Origin of the sequence: Fontivita pretiosa, from assembly GCF_050410795.1 — a bacterium.
Lineage (GTDB): Bacteria > Planctomycetota > Phycisphaerae > Tepidisphaerales > Tepidisphaeraceae > Fontivita > Fontivita pretiosa.
Genome location: NZ_CP191258.1, coordinates 4,531,125 through 4,549,191 on the forward strand (window position 1 = coordinate 4,531,125; position 18,067 = coordinate 4,549,191).

The following is an 18,067-nucleotide window of genomic DNA, read 5'->3' on the forward strand; positions in this document are numbered from 1 at the left end:
CACCAGTTCGGGCGACTTTACAATGAAAGCGGTTACATGGAACGAATTTTGACCCTGCCTTCCGGTCATCCGGTCCTGTAGCCCCCGCGAGCGGGGACGATCCCGAGCGACGTTCCGCTCTGCTTCACCCGCCGCCGCGGACATCCAGTGGGTTCGCTTCATTTCAACTCATCGCGGAGATGGAGGACGTTATGGCATCTCGTCGAATCGTGCGGAAATCCGCCCGTCTGTTCTGTGGCGCCGTCGGCCTGGCGGCGGTGGGCGGGCTGGCAATGCCCTGTGATGCGGCCAATCTGCTGGCCAATCCGGGCTTCGAGGCGCCCAGCGGCGATCCGCCGCCCACCAGCACCAACGTCACCGCCTGGACTCTGGTCAACACTGGCATGCGGGCCTCCTTCGGCGTCAACCACACCCCGGGAGGTAGCTGGGTCTTCTGGGCCAGAACCTTCGAGCCGTTCGGCGGCGGCGCCGAGCAGACCGTCGGCATCACCGCCGGCGGGCAGTACGACTTCAGCTCCTGGCTGTATTTCGAGGCCAACTACCCAACCAGCGGCGCTACCACGCAACTGATCCTCACCTTCCTGGATTCCGGTGGTAACCCGGTGGGCAGTCCCAGCCAGCTTAACATCGACCCCACCACCGTCTCCCAGACCGGGGTCTGGACCCAGTACAGCATTCTCGATGTGGTGGCGCCGGCGGGCGCAACCCAGGCCAAGGCGTTCGTCGGCTGGATCGGCGGCACGCCCGGCCTCCAGCAAATCGCCGCCTTCTTCGATGACGTGGTCCTGGACGGGCCCGGCATTCCGCCCAGCTCCACCTGGGCCATCGACAACAGCGGCGACTGGCACCGCAGCGACAACTGGGCCAACCTCCAGATCCCCAACGCCGTCGATGCCGAGGCCAACTTCATGGGCGTGATTACTTCGCCTCAGACGGTCTTCAACAACCTGGCGACCACGGTGGGGCGGATGCAGTTCGACAACACCAACACCTACGTGATCGCCGGGGCTGGCTCGCTCACCATTCAGGTCTCAAGCGGAACCGGCTCAATCAACGTCGCGCGAGGCAACCAGAAGATCAACCTGCCGATCTTCTTCGCCAGCAACAGCAACATCAACGCCGCAGGCGGGGCGACACTGACCATCGCCGATCCCATGACCATCCGCGCCGGCAGGACTGTGACCAAGACCGGAAATGTCCTGATCGAAGCCCCCCTGACCATCGAACCCGGCGGCGTGCTGAACCTGGGCAATGGCGTCAGCTCACTTTACAAGGCCCCGACACTCGGAACCGGCGCCAAGGTGAATGTGACGGGTTCGGGCGTCAACGTGATCGAAGGCAACCTCGCCACCGTCACCGCCCAGATCAAAACCGCCCTGGAAAACGGCGGGAACTTCGACTGGCAGGGGCCGGGCATCGGCTCGACTCGCGCCTTCCAGCAAAACCAGACCGCCGGCAGCTTCCTGTACGGCCTTGGTGTGGTCCTGAACGACCTGGCCCAGGTCGGTGGCAGCGGGCCGATCTACACGACCTTCAACGGCCAGAGCGTCGCCTCAGATGACGTGCTGGTGAAGTTCACCTACTTTGGCGACGCCGATCTTTCCGGCAGCATCGACGCCACCGACTACAGCCTGATCGACAACGGGTATGTCAACACGTTGAGCGGCTGGATCAATGGAGACTTCGACTACTCCGGCACGATCGACGCGACGGACTATGCCCTGATCGACAATGCGTACGTGAATCAGGCCGGTCCGCTCGCTGAAGCACTCATTGCCGAGCACACCCGGATGTTTGGCGGCGAGTACCTGGCGGCGTTGCGGGCGATTCAGTCGGGCGTGATTCCCGAGCCGGCGTCGCTGTCGCTGCTGGCGTTGGGCGCGTGGTCGCTGGGCCGGCCACGACGTTCCCGTCAGTGCTGAGACGCAGGACGAACTAGTGACCTCCTCCACATCGAGCGTCCGTGAGTCGCCCAGGCGGCTCACGGACGCTTCGCTTTGATCGCCGGTGCGCTTCAGTAGGTTAGCTCGACTATCGCGGGAATCACCTCGATATGCAGACGGTCGGATTCAACTGCCCCGACATCGTGCCCGTTGACTCTGGCTGATCGGATCGGACGATCCAGCGGCCAGGGGATATCGAATCCTCCCGGCGGACGCGCAGAACCATCCAGGCGAATGATGATGCGGTCCGCGCCTTCGCACTTCAATTCTCCGCTGAGCGCGCCGAACTCGGTCCGCAGCCCCGTGAACGCCACGCCCGCTGGGTCAAGGATCCACTCCTGCGGTATACCTGCGAACACGACCAGCTTCTGATCGGCGTGTTGCTCGTAGACGAACATGGCGCGGGCGGCGTTGAGGAAGTCGCTGCCGCACCAGGTGTGCGGCATGTCGCCAATCATTCGTGGCGTCGCCGGGTCGCGCCAGACCACCTCGGCCCAGTGTCGCCAGCCCGCAGGACGCTGATGCCCCAGGAACCATTGCATCGCCGCCCAGGCACGATCGCGCTGCCCCAGCCGCACGAACGCCCCGACGTGCCGAAGCTCGTAGGGTGTGTAGGCGTTCCACGTCGGCGGCGAGGTGTCCCGTCGCTTCTGGAATTCCCGCCAATACCGCTCGAAGGTTGCCTCGATCCACTGCCGCGGAAACGCGGCCGCCTGGTCCACCGGCCAAAGCAGGATCGTCGAAGACGTCGAATCGAAATCCCCCAGCTCGACGCACCCTGGCAGGTAGTCGATGCCGTGCGCCTGCTGCGCCAGGCGGATGCTGTCGATGAGGCTGTCGCGGAACTCGTCTGCCAGCGTCTGCCACTGCCGGGCAAGCTCAACTTCATTTACAACATTCGCAAGGTACGCTGCGTCAAGCAATCCCCGCAGGACAAAGAAGTTGTCCCAGAAGCTGTGCATGGGTTTGGCGGAATAGCCTTCGTGGCTGATCGACTCGGGGACCAGCCCGCGGAATGCCATCGCCGCCACCGCGGGCTTGCCCGGCTCCTGCCGCGGCGGGGCGTTCGGGCCGAACTGCTCCGTCATCCGCTGCGCCCGCAGCGACTCGATGTACTGCACCGCCTTGCGCACGCGCCCAAAGTGACGCCGGACCAGCTCATCGTCGCGCGTGTAACGGTGCGTGTTGGCGATCAGCCACAGGAGCTGCCCGTGCGAATCGTGTTCGGGCACGGGATCGGCGCCGCGACGGTCCACCACGCACGGCACCTTGCCCGATTCGAACTGAAACGGCGCATACCAATCGACGAATCGACGGACGAGCTGCTCGTGCCCGAATTCCAGCATCGCCGCGCTGGTCATCGAGCCGTCGCGAATCCACGAACGCTCGTAGGTTCGCGAACCGGGCTGAAAGCCCTTGCCGTCGTGGTTGATCAGGATGTACGCCTGCATCGCGCGGATCGTGTCATGGAACTGCCGCGCGGATGCGGGCAGCCGAAACGTGGCGCGATCCACGCGCGCGGACCAGTCGGCAAGCACTCTGGCCGCCAGCGACTCGAATTGCCCGGCATCGCGAGGTCTGTCATTCGGCGGATCGATGCCGTGAAACGGAACGCAGACCAGGTATGTTGATGCTTCCCCGGCCGGCAGCGCGAAATCCCAGGCCAGCAGTCCCGAGGCTGACCGCTGCGGGCATCGGGCTTCGCGCTCGCCGGGCCAATGCCCCGCGGCCAGAAGCTCCACGACATCGCCGCTGTCGTACGGCGCCGCGCCAGCACGGAACTCCCCGCCGCCAGCAAACACGCGCTTGGCGTCATTGACGACCAGCCCGGCGGAGTCGGCGCGGATCGACTCGATCGCCGTCCAACCGCCGGCGATATTCAGGTCCTGCCACGGCGGGAGCACCTGCACCGGACGGATCGCCAGCACCAGCCGCCCGTGTGTGGGCGCCTGGCTGGTGTTGCGGACGGCATACGCGACATGCAGGCTCGACGCCCCCGGCTCTCCCGCCGCCAGCGCCGTGATCGTCAGCTCAAGGCCATCGCGCCGGTGCGTTCGTACGACTGTCGCTATCGGCGCCCACCCGTCCCGCAGCGACTGCTCGTGTGTGCCGTCGGCCCAGCTCAGCATCGCCCCGTCCTCGCGCACGAGCAGCGGCTCGATCGAGAATGATCGTCGATCCGCCTCGATCTGCCCCTCTTCGTTGATCAGCGCTTCGCGCGGATCGTCGATCTGCCCGACGACAGTCCAGAACGACTGTTCATTGAGCAGGGTGCGCGGATACAGCCCGCGGGCGGCGCGCTTCGCACGCAGCATCCAGAACGTGTTCGCGGAGGAACCGGCTGAGGGATCAAGCAGCTCGACTCGACTGACGGCGGGGCGAGGGGCTGTATCGGATCGCGCAAACGCCAGCCGCAGCCAGCGCGCCTGAAGATCCGGGAGCATCAACTCACTTGGCAGCAGGCTTGCCCCACGCACGCGGCGAACCGTGCTCCAGCTCGTGCCGTCGTCAGATACTTGCACATCGAAGTTCGCCGGAGCATGCCCCGCCGGCCGATACACGACGACTCCGCCCAAGTCGCGCGGTTCGCCGAAATCCACCGCAAGCCAGGGATGCGCATCATCGTCGGCGGCAATCCATGGCGGGGCTTGCGGTGTGATCAGCTTCTGAAGGCTGGCGCGATCCAGCGATCCGGATGAGGCCGTGACCAGCGGTGTGCCAGCGTAGGGCTTCTCTGGCGGCAGGGGAGTGTAGTCAAAGTCCTCGATCCAGACCGTGCCGCGCCCGCCCTCATTGGCGGCGATGATCAGCTCGACGCGTCCGAGCTTCGACAGGGGTTTGCTCCCGCCGCCGGGCCCCCAGGCGAACTGAAAGTGCCGCCGGCGGTTGCTCAGCCGCGTCGGCTCCGCCGGCCAGTCGAATGCCCGCCGGTTCACCCACCACACATTCAGTCCTTCGGGATCGATCAGCTTCAGCTCCAGGTTGTTGGCCGGTCCGTGTCCATGAACGCTGAACGTGAAGGCATAATTCGGCGGCAAGTCGATGGGCAGATCGAGATAGACGCCGCCGTATCCGGCACCGGCGGTGAAGTCGAAGTCGATCCGCAGCGCGTTGCCGCCCGAGTTCGTCTTCTCCGCCGCTGTCTGGATTTTCACCCCCTCGGAGGCGATCGGCTTCCATGCACTCGGCACGTCAAGCAGCGACCGTGATGCGGGTTGTGCCGCGTCGGAGCCTGAGGAAGATGCAAGCATGCTCGCTGACATGATCAGCCACAGCCATTTCATGGACTATCCCTTCGTCCCGGTCGTGGCGATTCCCTCGATGAACGTGCGCTGCGCCAGGAAGAACAGCAGGATCGCCGGGAGGATCACCAGCGTGCTGGCGGCCATGAGCAGGTGCCAGCTCGTGCCGCCGGCTTTGCTCTGGAAGTTTTGCAGGCCCAGCGCGAGGGTGAACTGCTCGGGGCGCTGGAGGTACACCAGCGGGCCGAGAAAGTCGTTCCAGATTCCCATGAACGCGAACAGCGCCACGACAGCCAGGGCCGGCTTGCTCAGCGGCAGAATGATTCGCCAGAAGATCCCCAGTTCGCTGCACCCGTCGATCCTGGCTGCCTCGGACAGCTCATTGGGAATCGTCATGAAGAACTGGCGCAACAGGAAGATGTTGAAGGCCGATCCGAACCACGCCGGAAGCCACAGTGGCTTGAACGTGCCGAGGAACGCGACGCCGGTGGTGTCGCCCAGCCAGCGGAACATCGCGAACAGGGAAACCATCGTCACCGGAAACGGCAGCATCATGGTCGAGAGCATGATGACGAACAGTGTCTTTCGGCCGAAGAATCGCAGCTTGGCAAATCCGTACGCCACCAGCGCGCTGGAAAGGGTGGTGCCCGTCACGCCCAGCACGGCGATGATCAGCGTGTTGCGAGTCCACAGCAGGAAGTTGGCCTTGGGGCTGCGGAAGACCTCGATGTAGTTCTGCCACTGAATGGGATCCGGCCACCACTGCGGCGGATAAGCCAGGGTCGCTTCCAGCGTCTTGAGGCTTGTGGAGACCATCCAGAGGAACGGGAGTATGGCCGCGGCGCAGATCGCCAGCAGCGCCAGGTGGATGCAGATTCGCTTGCCCGTGCCGCGGCGCCGGCGCGGCTCGATCATCGGCTGCGTCGCCGGCGCCACGCGCGTCTGAAGTCGCGTCGTCGCCAGGCTCGTTTGGGGATGTTGTGTGCCGGTTGTCATCGCGAAATCACTCAAACCGGATGTTGTTCAGGCTCAAGTCCAGCAGGACCAGCCCTGTCAGTTGCTCGAATCTGTCGCGAATGGCGAGCACATCACCTCGTCCGTAAAGCCGAAGTGTTCGACCTCGTCACGCGAGTACGCCGCGGCAAAGTCGAGGATGAACGGCGGCGACACGATGCTCATCTCGATTGCGTTCAATTCGTCGTCATCGTTTAAAAGCTGAGGCACCTGGTGCCCCAAGACTTCATCGATTTGATTCGACCGGATTATGCGGTATGCTCGCAGCTCACGAGTGTAAACCTGTGCCTGGTAGAAAAACTTGACGGCGGAAATCCGATCCGTCTGAACGATCACGCCGTCCTTGCCGTCGCCGAGCTTGGAAAGAAGCTTGACGCCGTGCTTTCGCTCGAATTCTGCAAGAGGGAGCTGTGCCATGCTGAAGCCTTCCGCGAACGGCCACTCGGCAAAGGTGGAGATGCGACTGCACGTTGCCGGCGATGTGCTGCCGGTGGTCCAGGCCTCGCAGTCGGCCATCAAGCTGCAGTACGCCAGACGCCTCGGCTCCGGACCGGCTACCCTCGAGATTGTCGTAGACGGCGCCGTTCGTCGCGAGCCTGTGCAAATCCTCTGGGCCGACATCAACTCCCGCTGGGTCAGGATCTCCTGACCGCGCATTGCTGAGATCACCATTGCCAGCCTCATGGCCTGTAGTCACTTTCGTCGCCCTGGCGATGCACTCGCGATCCATCGATTAGCCTGCGATTCCTCAGCGTCCCTGATAATGCACCCACCGCTTGCTCGACCACGCCGCCAGCGCGGTCAGGGCCAGCACGAGCAGGAGCTGCACCCATGCCATCGCGCTGGCGTAGCCCATCTTCAGGTAGCTGAACGCGTTGTCGTACAGGTACATGGTGTAGAAGTAGGTCGCCCGCGCCGGGCCGCCGCCGGTCAGGATGAATGGCGTGGCGAAGACCTGGAGCGTGCCGATGATCCCCATGATCAGGTTGAAGAAGATGACCGGCGAGATGCACGGCAGCGTAACGTGCCACACCTGCCGCAGCGAAGAGGCCCCGTCGATCTCCGCCGCCTCGTACAGCTCGCGCGGAACATCCTGCAGGCCGGCCAGATAGATGACCACCGTGTTGCCGATGCCCCAGAGGCTCATGAGGATCAGTGCGGGCATGGCCCAGCGCGGCGAGGCCAGCCACTGCGGCGGCTCGGACACACCCAGCGCCACCAGCGTTGTGTTGATCAGCCCGAGCTTGGAGTTGAACAGCCACAGCCACAACATCGCCGACGCCACCGCAGGCACCAGCGACGGCAGAAACACGATCGTGCGATAGATCGACACCCCGCTGATCTTCGAGTTCAGCAGCATCGCGACGCACAGGGCGGCCACCATCCCCAGCGGCAGCGCCACGGCGCCGTAAACGATCGTGTTCCGCAGCGCCTGCCAGAAAACCGGGTCCGTCGCCAGCGTGCGATAGTTCTCCAGCCCCTTGAACAGTGGCGGCTGAAGCAGCGAATAGCTGCAAAAGCTGTAGTACAGCGACAGCGCAACCGGCACGAGCGTAAAAACGAGGAACCCGATCAGCCAGGGCGAAACAAACGCCAGGCCGACGATGTTTGCACGAAGTTGACGACGTACCGACGCCATTGGGTCACTGATCATCCGCTGTTGATTGACTGGCCACTCTGGTTTGGTCATTCGTCATCTGCTGTATGCCTGTCATCCATCCTTCCGCTTGCGTCTTTCCCGCTGGTCGGCCACGAACGCCTCATACTTCGCCTGCAAACGCTCCTGCATCTCCTTCAAGCCCTGCTGTGGCGAGACCTCCAGCATCGCCAGACGCTGCACAAAGTTGTTCATCTCCGCATCCACTTCCGCCTGGATCGGCACCGGTTCGGTCGGATGGGCGTTGGGGCTGGCCGCAAGGTCATCGAAGACACGGATGTAGGGATTTCTGTGATTGGTCAGGAATCCCTCGCTCACCTTCGCCAGCGGCGAGATCTTGCAGTGCGAGTTGGCCAGTTTCTCCATGATGTCCTGGCGGTTGACAAAGGCGATGAACTCGAACGCCTCGGCCTTGTGCTTGGCGCCGCGCGGGATCACCAGCACGTCGCAGTTGCAGTAGGTCACGTCTTTGAGATGTGGCAGGGTGGGATCGACCGACGGAAACGGCGCCGCCGCCCACTTGCCGTCCAGCGATGGCTTCTGGTTGTGGATGAAGTTTGCCAGGAACGCGCCCTGCTGCACCATCGCGACCGTCCCAGCCAAAAATGCATTCTGCGGCGAGTCGAACGTACCGAACCCCGCGCGAAACTCGCTGACCGCCTGCTTCCCCAGGCGCTTCGAGTAGCTGGCCACCCATTCATAGGCGCGAATCACGCCCGGATCGGTGAAGGTGAAACGCTTGTTGACGTCGTCCCACCACCGCCCGCCAAACCACAGGCACGTGTAATTGAGATACCACCCCGGCTCCAGCGGCAGATACCCGGCCGAGATGATCCGCCCGGTGGCAGGATCGACTACATCCAGCGCCTGGGCATAGGCGTCGAGCTCGGCGATCGTCCGCGGCGCGCGGTTCGGATCCAGCCCCCGCGCCCGCAGCGACTGGGCGCGCTGCTGGAAGATCTCCTGGTTGTAGTACAGCGCGACGCTGTAGCACGTGCTGACCAGCCCGTACAGCCGCCCCTCGAAACAGCACTCATCCCAGAAGACCTTCTTGTAGTAATCGCGTGTGATGCCGCGCGCCGCCGCCATCGCATCCAGCGGCTCCAGTGCGTCCATCGACGCGAACTGCGCCAGATTCTGGTTGTACAGCCCGGCGATGTCCGGCGGCACCCCCGCCGCCGTCGCGATCAGCGTCTTCTGCTCGATGCTGCTGGTCGAGAGGTAGCGGACGAAGATCCCTTTCTCGCGGCCGATCGTGTCGTTGAATTCATCGACGATCGCCCGCATCGCGGCTTCTTCCACACCCGTCCACTTCTCCCAGTAATCCACGACCACTCTGCCCGGCGGGAACTGGTCGGTCGCCCGCGGCCCGAACGCCAGCAACCCCAGCGCCGTGCCGCCCAGCACGACGACGATCGCCGTCTTGATCACGTTTGAGAACTTCCTGCTAAACGATCGCATGTGGCCCAGGCAGCTCAATCAGGTTCCAGTTGTCATCGTCGGTTGCACGCGCCACCGTCCGCGAGCTGAACAGCGTCGCGGCCGTATATGGCGGCTCGGGCGGCGGCGCAAGCAGCGCCGGCGCCGCCGGCAGCGATTCGTTCCAGTTGCCCGACAGCACCAGCAGATCGCGGGAATTGACCATGCCGTCGGAGGTGAAATCGCCCTGGGCGCAGGTCGCGCCTGTCGCCTGCCAGTTTGCTGAGACGATATTCAGATCGGCGGTATCGACCCGCCCGTCGCCGGTCGCGTCGCCCGCCAGCACGCCCAGCCGCAAGGTGTAGTTGCCGGCGGCGGTGTCTGAAAAATGTCGCACGTCGGTGATGTTGACCACCAGCGTCTGCGCGTCGGCCACACCTGAGACATCGATGATCAGGCTCGATCCGCTGACGGTTGAATTCAGCACGATCCCGTTGGCGCCGCCGGTCGGTGTCGTCAGCGAGACATTGAAATTCGAGCCTTTGACGATGCTGGCGCCGAAGCTGAGCACGAGCTGGGTCGGCCCGCCGGCGCGGCTTTCGACGGCCAGTGCTTCATCATTCAGGCTCAGCGGCAGGTCAACGGTTCCCATGCTGCCGGTCTTGCGTGAGGCTGCACCAAGAAGCGTCGGCGTGACCGATGGAAACGCCGACGCCACCGCCTGCCGCGCCACCGCGTGCTGCTTGAAGGTGTCCCACGCGAAGTTCGATCGCGAGTTCTCCGCCGCCAGCAGCATCATTCCAACGTCCAGCCCCAGCACGATGGCGCTGGTCCACCCGGTGTGCGGGTTGAACGCATCGACAAAGCCGTACTTCCGCCAGACCGTGCCGCCATATGTCTGCTGCATGTGTTTCAGGGCGTCGATCGACTGGCGGGGCGTGAAGGCCAGGCTTCCGCCGGGCGCCGTCGGCACGACCGTGCCGTCGATGTTGCTTGTCGGCGGCGGGCCGCCCCAGACCGTGTAGCCGCCCGGTCCGTCGGCGGCGGTCGCGCCCCAGTTGTTCGCCCCATACTGTGGCCAGGTCGAGCTCAGATTGATGAACATCTGCCGCTGCGCCAGGGTGGCGGTCTGGGCGTTGGCGTAGTAGTTCAACCCGGTGCTGTCGGCCAGCCCGCGCAGGTCGAACCATCCCATCGGGTACTGCACCGTGAACAGCGCCCGGGTCGTCGCGGTGACGAACGTGTAGCCGCTGTAGTTGATCACCGGCGCGCGTGGCCAACTCGTCCACGTCGATCTGGCTGTTGGATGTGTCGATGATCCAAGCCCCAGCAGATACAGCAGCACCGCCTCGCTGAAATCGACGTACCCGCCGCCAAAGCCGCCCTCGGGCGTCCAGTGCCCGAAGAAGTTGCCATTGGGCATGAGCATCCACGGCCAGTTGACGCGATTGAACAGGTTGTTGGCGACGGTTTCCAGCGGCGTGCCCTTCCAATACGCCGCCACGTTCAACACGCCCGCCATCAGCAGTGCCGTGTCGATGGATGACAGCTCGCTGTTCCAGGCGCGTTGCCCGGTGAGCGGGTCCAGAAAGTGGTAGAAAAACCCGTTGACGTGCGCGCCGTTGGTGTAGAGGAAATTGATCGTGTTCCAAGCACGCTGATACGCCTCGGCATGCGTGAGCCAGCCGCGCTTGTCGCCGATTGTCAGCGCTGTCAGTCCGAAGCCCACCGCCGCGATGCTCGATGCCGAGGTCGGGCTGCCGCCGTTGGCGTTGGATCCATCCGGCACCAGCCCCGTAGCCGGGTTCGTCTCGTCATAGAAGAACCTCACCGATCGCTGCGAGAGATCGTGAAGGAACAATTCATCCGCGGCGCTGTAGATCCCCGCGCCCGGCGGAAGGTTACGCCCCACAGCCACGCCGGTGAAGCTGGCGGAGGCGTAGGCATTGGGATTCTGCGACGCCAGTGCAACGCCCGCCAGCACCGTCGCCGGCATCGTCATGCTCAGGCCGATGATCGAGAAGTTCACGCCGTCGGTGGAATAGGCGGCGGCGAAGTTGTTGCCGGATCGCGTCAGCCGCAGCGAAATCGGCGCCGAGACCGATGCGATGTTCTGCTGCACCGTCGCCGCGCCGGCGCTTGGCCGCCACTGAAGCGTCAGCCCGCCCTGGGCCGAGACGAACAACCCGACAAACGCCGACCCGGCGGTCGCGTCGGCGCGCATCATCACGCCCGCCCTGGCCGTTGCGATCGTGTCCGCAAGGGAATTGACATAGGCGACCACCATGCCGCTGCCGCTGAGCGTGCGGCCCAGGAAGTCGAACTGGTCGAAGGATCCGCCAATCCCCGCCCCGGCGGAAAGCAGCGTCGAGGTGTTGCTCGCCGCGTCGTAGGTGGCCGAGCCGGACAGCGCCGGTGAGCCGATGTCAGCAAGGGAGAATCCCTCCTGCACGACGCTCACCGATGAGAACGATCCGGTAGCCGGCGATGAGCTGCTGTGCGAGCTGACCACAAGCCCCCCGAGCGTGGTGGCCGAAGTCATTGCGACCGATTGGGTGACACCGATCTGCGTCCACTGCGACCCATCACTGGAATAGAACGCGCTGTAGCTGTTGGCTTGCTGAGTGAGCTTCAACCAGACCGGGCCAGTGATGTTCGTCAGCGACGCCGAGCTTGCCGCCGTGCCGCTGGTCGTTCGCCACTGGAACACCAGGCTGTTCTGGGCGGTGAGTGAGACGGCGGCAAATCGCGCACCGGCACCGCTGTCATCACGGAACATCAGCCCGGCCTGGGCAAGCGGATCGGTGTTGCTGATCGCGCCGATCCGGGCGATCAGCGATGTGTCGCCGGTGATGCTGCGGCTGAGGAAATGAAACTGGTCGGAGATCCCGCCGATTCCCGCGGCGCCGCCACCGCTGACGACAAACGAGCTGCTGGCCGGATCAAACATGGATGACCCGCCCGGCGAGGCTGATCCTACGTCGGCTCCGCTCCACCCGGGCGGAAGCTGCAAGCTGAGATTGGCGAACGTTGCGGTGGTGGCGGCGGAGACGTTGCGCGACGTGGCCGCAAGACCCACTCGCGCCGACGCGCCCAGCGCGATCGTCTGTGGCGAACCGAGCTGGGTCCAGGTGACGCCGTTGGCGGAGTGATAGGCGGTGATCTGGGAACCGACGCGCGTCAGCCGCAGCCAGCGCGGTGCGGCAAAGCCGGGCGCGATGGTCTGCCCGGCGGCGGCGCCATCGGCGCTGCGCACCACCAGCATGATCCCGTTGCCGGGTGTCAGGAAGATCCCCAGCATCGCGGCGTCGGCGGAAAGCCCGTTGCGGAACATGATGCCCGCCTTGGCCGAGGCGCTGGTGTTGGTCAGGGATGTCACGCGGGCGACGATGCTGCCGTCGCCGCTCGAGGGGTTGCTGGCGAAATGAAACTGGTCGGACGTGCCGCCAATATCCGACCCGCCCGCGGTGATCGTGTAGACTCCGCTCGCGTAGACGGTCGAGCCGGAGATGGCCGGGGAACCGATGTCGCGGCTGTCGGCGAAGAACCCGGCGCCAAGCTGCTGCGGCTGATCGGCGCGTGACACACTCACCGGCCAGCGAAGCCGCGACGCTCGAGCCTGGAGATGAATCGCAGGCGAGGCAGCCAGAAGTTCGGACTGGACCGGCGACATGCCCGCACCGGCGCCAGCCGCACCGGCCAGGAGCCGCCGGCGCTCCAGCAGTTCGATCTCACATCTCCTTTCCCGATTCGCCTTGTGGGGTTTGCTCGTCTGCACTCGGGTACTTCACATTTTACGACTTGGCCACTCGCGGGCCAAAAATCTCCATGACGCGCCAAGGGGCGCGGAACCCGCCGGGTACAGTTCCTGGCGGTGGCCGGCGCCGTTGGCGCGTTTTGGTCATGGATGCCAGCGAAGTGCGATCCGGAGGATGTGCCGGGCGGACAGGTCGGCGGAGGCGACACGTCCTGCGGACACATCCCCGCGGAAACCGCACCTTCAATTCTGCGCCATCACGACCGCCGATTGCGGCGGGCGAGCATTGGCACGGCCGCCAGCGCCAGCAGGCCAAGGCTTGCCGGCTCCGGGACCAGCACGAAGTCATCGACGACGAACGCCTGTCCGCCGCCCGCCGGGTTCGCCTGGGCATCCAGCATCGACACGCGGACGCGCACGAACATCGTTCCCGCCGGCGCCACGCCCGTCACCGTGTACTGCTTATAGTCGAACGGCTGGCCGTTATCGACGAACAGCGTCGGCATCAGGCTCAGGATCGAGGCGCCCAGCAGATTGCTGCTGGAGTCAAGGAACTCGATGGCGAACTCGGCGTCGCGCATCATCGCGTTGGGTTCGGCGCCGGCCCAGCCGGTCAGCGTGTACGTCGCGCCGGGCGTGCCCAGGACCGCCTGCATGAGGTGTCCGGTGGCCAAGCCGTTGGTCGTCGGGTTCCCACTGAAGGGCTTGAAGAACACGCCCCAGTCCGGAGAGGAGTTGTATGGTGGCGGATTCGACAGCCCATCACTGGTCACCGGTGTCGGTGCCGGCCCGGCCCATGGCTCGGAAGACATCTCATCCCCGTATGGGCCGGTGATCGATCTGACGCCCACGTTCACCCATGAATCCGGCTTGGGCAGGAAGAAGCCCGGGACGATTTCCTCGTCGTGAACGCGGTCGAGGTTCCCGTTGGTCAACAGGTTCTGTGCCTGAGCAGACGGTGACGGAATCAAAGCCAGCAAACCAAACGCGCCGCCGACAACGGCGGCCAAAGAGCATCCGTATCGCATTTGTCTCTCCCTCTGCGAAATGAACCGCGATCGCGGCCGCGGAACAGAACGCCTGCCCGCACGTGCTCACGACCGCCCACCACTTGACTGAGTTATCCGCAACACTGCACAACAACGGTGCTGATCGCCGGCTATGCGCCGCGATGCACCACTGTTCTGAGCCCGCGTTCACCTCCTTCGCCTGCCGCCTTACTCCGGTGTGGCGGCGATCACCGACGTGCTGGTTGATTCGGACAGCGTGCGGTCCAGTTGCCTGAACCCCGCCGCCTTCAGCGCACGCTGCGCCTCGGGGCTGGACATGAACGTATTCCAGACGAATCCGCTGCGGCAGTTTTCCGCCATCAGCACGATTGGCCCGACGTCGATCCCGATGACATCGCGATTGTACCATCCCGTGGCCGGGTTGAAGGCATCAACAAATCCGTATTTCACGTAGCCCTTCTCGCCATAGCGATCGCGCATGGCCCGAAGGGCATCCAGGCAGAGCCTTGGCTCAAACGCCAGGCTTCCCCCAGCCGCGCACGGAACCACGCTGCCGTCGATCCTGCCATGCTCCGGAGGCCCGCCCCAGACCGTATACCCGTGCTCGGAATCCGAAGCGGTCAGTCCCCAGATGTCCGGCCCGTAGGTTGGGAAACGCCGGCTCAGCTCGTCGATCGTCCACTGCCGCTGCGCGATGGTGGCCAGTCGGGCGTTGCGGAAGTAGTTCATCGTGCCGTCGTGCAGCCCGCGGAGATCGAACCAGCACTGGGGGAACTGATGCGTGAACAGCGGGGGGCAGGCGACATAGGTCAACCCCGCGTAGCTGTAGACCGGCTGGCGTCTCCAGGTTTTCCAGGTCTGAGGCGGCAGGGGGTGTGTGCGCGATCCCATCCCCATCAACGCGACCATCACCGGGCATTCGCTGTAGCCGCTCCAGGTGCCTTCGAACATTCCCCTTTCCGGCGACCAGCCGGTGTGCATCTCGCCCTTATCGTTGCTCATCCACGCCCAATCGACCCGCTCGTAAAGCTCGTTGGCCAGCCGCGCCAGCTCGGTGTCGGGGAAATACTGCCGCACCGTCAGTACGCCGGCCATCAGCAACGCCGTGTCGATGTTGGAGACCTCGGAGTTCCAGGCGCGTTGCCCGGTTCGCATGTCGAGGAAGTGGTAGAAGTATCCGCGTTCGTGTGCGCCATGATCCTTGAGAAAGCGGATGACCTTCAGCGCGCGATCGTAACCTTCCTGGCGGGGTATCCATCCTCGCTCCACGCCGACGCAGATCGCCGTCAGCCCGAAGCCCACCGAGGCGATGCTGGCCGCGTCGTTGACTCTGCCGCCGGTGGCGCGGGCGCGGTCGGGCATCAGGCCTGTGACGGGATCGGCCTCATCGAGGAAGAACTGGATGCCGCGGCGCTGGAGGTCGTCGAGGAACTTTTCGTCGTCGGCAGTGAGAACCGTCTTTCCAGGGACGGAGGCGGGGTCTTCGTAGATACGGCCCATCGCCGCCAGCTCCACTGCCGATTCCGCGCCGCGAGCCGCGCCGGCGCAGACCAGTGCGATGGTCCAGACCAACACCAGGGTTTTGGGTCTGCCCGCTTGCATCTTCTTGGCCACTCCGGATCGCGCTGTCCGGGCACGGGTCTACCGCTTCCCGGCGGCACAGACGATATCAGCGCATCACTGCGGCGGGGTCACGTAGATGTTCTTCCGCAGCAGGTCCGGCTTCTTGCTTGACTTGTTCAGCGTGAACGCCTGCACGTGCCCATCCAGCATCAGGCAGTTGGTCTGCGTGTCGTTCTTGTGGCGGAAGCGAACGTTGCCGGCGTTGTTGGTTGTATCCCGGTTCAGGTCCTTGGCCTCGTTCCAGGCCGGGATACCGGAGTTCATATCGATCGGCTGGTTCGGGTTCAGTGCCGGATCCAGCGAATAGTCATCCGTGAGGTAAGGCTTTTTGACCTGCCGGTTGTTGTCCAGGGCATCGCACGTCGAGTGCGCCATGTACCCGCCCGAATGACCCAGAGGCTCGATCGTGCCCTCGAAAATGGCGGCGATTTCGGCGGGCCGTTTGACCCTGGCCAGCTTGTACGGTCGCATCGTCTGAGGCTTGCCGGTGGGCAGGAAGTAGTAGTCGAACGTGCGCAGGTCGGGCATCAGCCGCGGATGCGACGAGTAGTGTGTGATCGCCGCTGAGGGAACCTTGCTCGGCAGGTACACCGACGGGCAAAGGAAGACCTCGCGCACGCCACCGCTGCCGGCGCTGACCGCCTGCTGATCCTTGTAGGCGCCGCTGGCCTGACGGCTGAGGATCTTCATCAACAGCGTGGTCCAATCCATACTGTCGCCGCGATAGGTAGTCTGAACACCGCCGTTGTAGGTGACAAAGCCATCCATGACCAGCCCGATCGGCAGGCTTCCCTTGTTCTCCCCGGCATAGATGAACAGCGCCGTGCCGATCTGGCGCAGGTTGGCCATGCACTTGATCTGATAGCCGTTTTCGCGAGCGCGGTTGAGCGCGGGCAGAAGAACGCTGATCAGCACGGCGATGATGCCGATGACCACCAGCAGCTCGACGAGGGTGAACCCCGCGCCCGGCGTTGCGCGGCTCCGACGGTCGGGGGATCGCGGTTGACCAGATGTTCTGACTTTTGCGGGCATCGCGGGTTCCTCCGCTGCAACAGGACACGCATCTTGGGACAACCTTGCCGGTTCAGTCGCCGCAGACTCAAGCGACGCGGCGATGCGACTCAACCGGCGGCCGGAGCGGCACCGGCCGTGTCACGCTGGCCGCCGCTGCCGTTGCCATTGCCATTTCCCCCATCGTTCTCGCTGCCTCGCCAGTGCGTTGAGGCTTCCGCGAGCGTCTGCGGATCGACTGCCGCGCCGGGCAGAAGCTGGCCGGCGTGTTTCCCGGCCGACGAGTTCCGCACCACCAGCCGCACCTGAAGCCGGTGTCCCGATGGGCGCTCGTGGCGCGTGATCAGATCCACCGCCCAGCGCGCCGCAACCTGGCCCATCAATCGCATCGGGCAGGCGACGCTGGTCAGCGACAGGTGCGCCGCCGCTTCCACGTTGTCATACCCCGCCAGCGCCACATCCCCGGGCACCGACAGCCCGGCCCGCTGAAGCTCGCTGAGCATCCCGATGGCCATCTGGTCGTTGAAGCAGAAGATCGCATCGGGCAGGGGCTGGCCGGAATCGAGCATCTCGCGAGCCGCTCGCGAGCCGCTGGCGACGGTGAACGCGCCGGTCCAGATCAGTTTGGGATCAAGCGTCAGTCCCAGCCGGCTGAACGCCCGCTGGCAACCGAGCAGCCGCTGATCCGAGTCGTAGTTTCCCTTCGGGCCGGTGAGGATCGCGATCCGCCGATGACCCTGCTCGAAGAGGTGTTCGATCATGGCCTCGGCGCCGGCGACGTTGTCCATGCCCACCACCGGCAGGCTGGAGCCGCTGATTTCGCGGTCAATCAGTATGATGGGCAGGCGATCAACGGCCTCGGGCTTCAGGTCGCTGCTGTTTTCCAGGTTGAGGATGATCAGGGCGTCCACGCGCCCCTGGCGGAGCAGGCGTTTGACCAGCTCCGGACGACTGCGGCGTTTTCCGACGAAGCTGGCGAGCACGTCGAAACCGCTTTCAGCGGCGACTTCGTCGATCCCGGCCAGCACATCGGCATAAAAGCCGCTGGCGATCTCGGGGAAAATCGCCCCCAGCGTGTGGGTGCGACGTCCCGCCAGTGCCCGTGCGGCGTGGCTGGGCTCGTAAGAAAGCCGCTGTGCCGCTTCCAGTACCCGCCGGCGGGTTTCCTCGCTGACCCGGGCCTTGCCACTGAAGACGCGCGAGACGGTGGCGATGGACGCACCAGACAGCCGACTCACATCGTACAGCGTCGCGGGGGTACGAACCTGGATGGGCGGAGCGGTGTCGGTCATGATTTGCCCGGAAATCCGGTCGTGTAACCGCTTACATGATGGCCCCGTCAGCCAAGCTTGTCAAGCAAAAAAGCGGGGAAATTTGCCGGCCGCCGCCAT

12 protein-coding genes are annotated in these 18,067 nt (G+C 64.6%); 2 read left to right on the forward strand and 10 right to left on the reverse strand.

The window, feature by feature from the left end:
• Positions 1–191 precede the first annotated feature (191 nt).
• Positions 192–1,922: a hypothetical protein gene (locus ACQS5P_RS18320; RefSeq protein ID WP_428938065.1), complete on the forward strand. Its 1,731-nt coding sequence runs from the start codon at positions 192–194 to the stop codon at positions 1,920–1,922.
• A gap of 92 nt (positions 1,923–2,014) precedes the next feature.
• Here ACQS5P_RS18320 and ACQS5P_RS18325 read toward each other — a convergent pair whose 3' ends face one another.
• From ACQS5P_RS18325 to ACQS5P_RS18335, 3 genes are read right to left on the reverse strand one after another with little or no spacing between them, the layout of a single operon-like run.
• Entirely contained in the window at positions 2,015–5,227 is a 3,213-nt protein-coding gene (locus ACQS5P_RS18325; RefSeq protein ID WP_428938066.1) for a discoidin domain-containing protein, read from the reverse strand.
• 3 nt (positions 5,228–5,230) lie between these two features.
• Positions 5,231–6,181, reverse strand: coding sequence for a carbohydrate ABC transporter permease (locus ACQS5P_RS18330; RefSeq protein WP_428938067.1), 951 nt, complete (start codon positions 6,179–6,181; stop codon positions 5,231–5,233).
• 57 nt (positions 6,182–6,238) lie between these two features.
• Positions 6,239–6,616, reverse strand: coding sequence for a hypothetical protein (locus ACQS5P_RS18335; protein ID WP_428938068.1), 378 nt, complete (start codon positions 6,614–6,616; stop codon positions 6,239–6,241).
• On the opposite strand from ACQS5P_RS18335, the gene ACQS5P_RS18340 reads away from it, so the two are divergent.
• Complete coding sequence (locus tag ACQS5P_RS18340; RefSeq protein ID WP_428938069.1) at positions 6,615–6,848, forward strand: hypothetical protein; 234 nt, start codon at positions 6,615–6,617, stop codon at positions 6,846–6,848. The genes ACQS5P_RS18335 and ACQS5P_RS18340 overlap by 2 nt on opposite strands.
• A gap of 99 nt (positions 6,849–6,947) precedes the next feature.
• Here ACQS5P_RS18340 and ACQS5P_RS18345 read toward each other — a convergent pair whose 3' ends face one another.
• The 7 genes from ACQS5P_RS18345 to ACQS5P_RS18375 all read right to left on the reverse strand — a co-directional run bounded on the left by ACQS5P_RS18345 (position 6,948) and on the right by ACQS5P_RS18375 (position 17,968).
• The gene (locus tag ACQS5P_RS18345; protein ID WP_428938070.1) at positions 6,948–7,853 is read right to left on the reverse strand and encodes a carbohydrate ABC transporter permease; all 906 of its coding nucleotides are present in this window, start codon (positions 7,851–7,853) and stop codon (positions 6,948–6,950) included.
• Between the two features lie 57 nt (positions 7,854–7,910).
• Positions 7,911–9,317: an extracellular solute-binding protein gene (locus ACQS5P_RS18350; RefSeq protein WP_428938071.1), complete on the reverse strand. Its 1,407-nt coding sequence runs from the start codon at positions 9,315–9,317 to the stop codon at positions 7,911–7,913.
• Entirely contained in the window at positions 9,304–13,053 is a 3,750-nt protein-coding gene (locus tag ACQS5P_RS18355) for a glucoamylase family protein (RefSeq protein WP_428938072.1), read from the reverse strand. Before ACQS5P_RS18355 ends, ACQS5P_RS18350 begins: the two co-directional genes overlap by 14 nt.
• Positions 13,054–13,289: 236 nt before the next feature.
• Positions 13,290–14,060, reverse strand: a complete 771-nt coding sequence (locus ACQS5P_RS18360) for a PEP-CTERM sorting domain-containing protein (protein ID WP_428938073.1) — start codon at positions 14,058–14,060, stop codon at positions 13,290–13,292.
• 189 nt (positions 14,061–14,249) lie between these two features.
• Positions 14,250–15,644: a glucoamylase family protein gene (locus tag ACQS5P_RS18365; RefSeq protein WP_428938074.1), complete on the reverse strand. Its 1,395-nt coding sequence runs from the start codon at positions 15,642–15,644 to the stop codon at positions 14,250–14,252.
• Between the two features lie 75 nt (positions 15,645–15,719).
• A complete protein-coding gene (locus ACQS5P_RS18370) occupies positions 15,720–16,697 on the reverse strand; it encodes a prepilin-type N-terminal cleavage/methylation domain-containing protein (protein ID WP_428938075.1) in 978 nt (325 codons plus the stop codon).
• An 89-nt stretch (positions 16,698–16,786) separates the two neighbouring features.
• Complete coding sequence (locus ACQS5P_RS18375; protein ID WP_428938076.1) at positions 16,787–17,968, reverse strand: LacI family DNA-binding transcriptional regulator; 1,182 nt, start codon at positions 17,966–17,968, stop codon at positions 16,787–16,789.
• Positions 17,969–18,067 lie beyond the last annotated feature (99 nt).

Bases quoted from the DNA above. Each gene is read 5' to 3' on its own strand.
- ACQS5P_RS18320 (WP_428938065.1), top strand. From the start codon at position 192: ATGGCATCTCGTCGAATCGTGCGGAAATCCGCCCGTCTGTTCTGTGGC.
- ACQS5P_RS18325 (WP_428938066.1), bottom strand. From the start codon at position 5,227: ATGAAATGGCTGTGGCTGATCATGTCAGCGAGCATGCTTGCATCTTCC.
- ACQS5P_RS18330 (WP_428938067.1), bottom strand. From the start codon at position 6,181: ATGACAACCGGCACACAACATCCCCAAACGAGCCTGGCGACGACGCGA.
- ACQS5P_RS18340 (WP_428938069.1), top strand. From the start codon at position 6,615: ATGCTGAAGCCTTCCGCGAACGGCCACTCGGCAAAGGTGGAGATGCGA.
- ACQS5P_RS18335 (WP_428938068.1), bottom strand. From the start codon at position 6,616: ATGGCACAGCTCCCTCTTGCAGAATTCGAGCGAAAGCACGGCGTCAAG.
- ACQS5P_RS18345 (WP_428938070.1), bottom strand. From the start codon at position 7,853: ATGATCAGTGACCCAATGGCGTCGGTACGTCGTCAACTTCGTGCAAAC.
- ACQS5P_RS18350 (WP_428938071.1), bottom strand. From the start codon at position 9,317: ATGCGATCGTTTAGCAGGAAGTTCTCAAACGTGATCAAGACGGCGATC.
- ACQS5P_RS18360 (WP_428938073.1), bottom strand. From the start codon at position 14,060: ATGCGATACGGATGCTCTTTGGCCGCCGTTGTCGGCGGCGCGTTTGGT.
- ACQS5P_RS18365 (WP_428938074.1), bottom strand. From the start codon at position 15,644: ATGCAAGCGGGCAGACCCAAAACCCTGGTGTTGGTCTGGACCATCGCA.
- ACQS5P_RS18370 (WP_428938075.1), bottom strand. From the start codon at position 16,697: ATGCCCGCAAAAGTCAGAACATCTGGTCAACCGCGATCCCCCGACCGT.
- ACQS5P_RS18375 (WP_428938076.1), bottom strand. From the start codon at position 17,968: ATGACCGACACCGCTCCGCCCATCCAGGTTCGTACCCCCGCGACGCTG.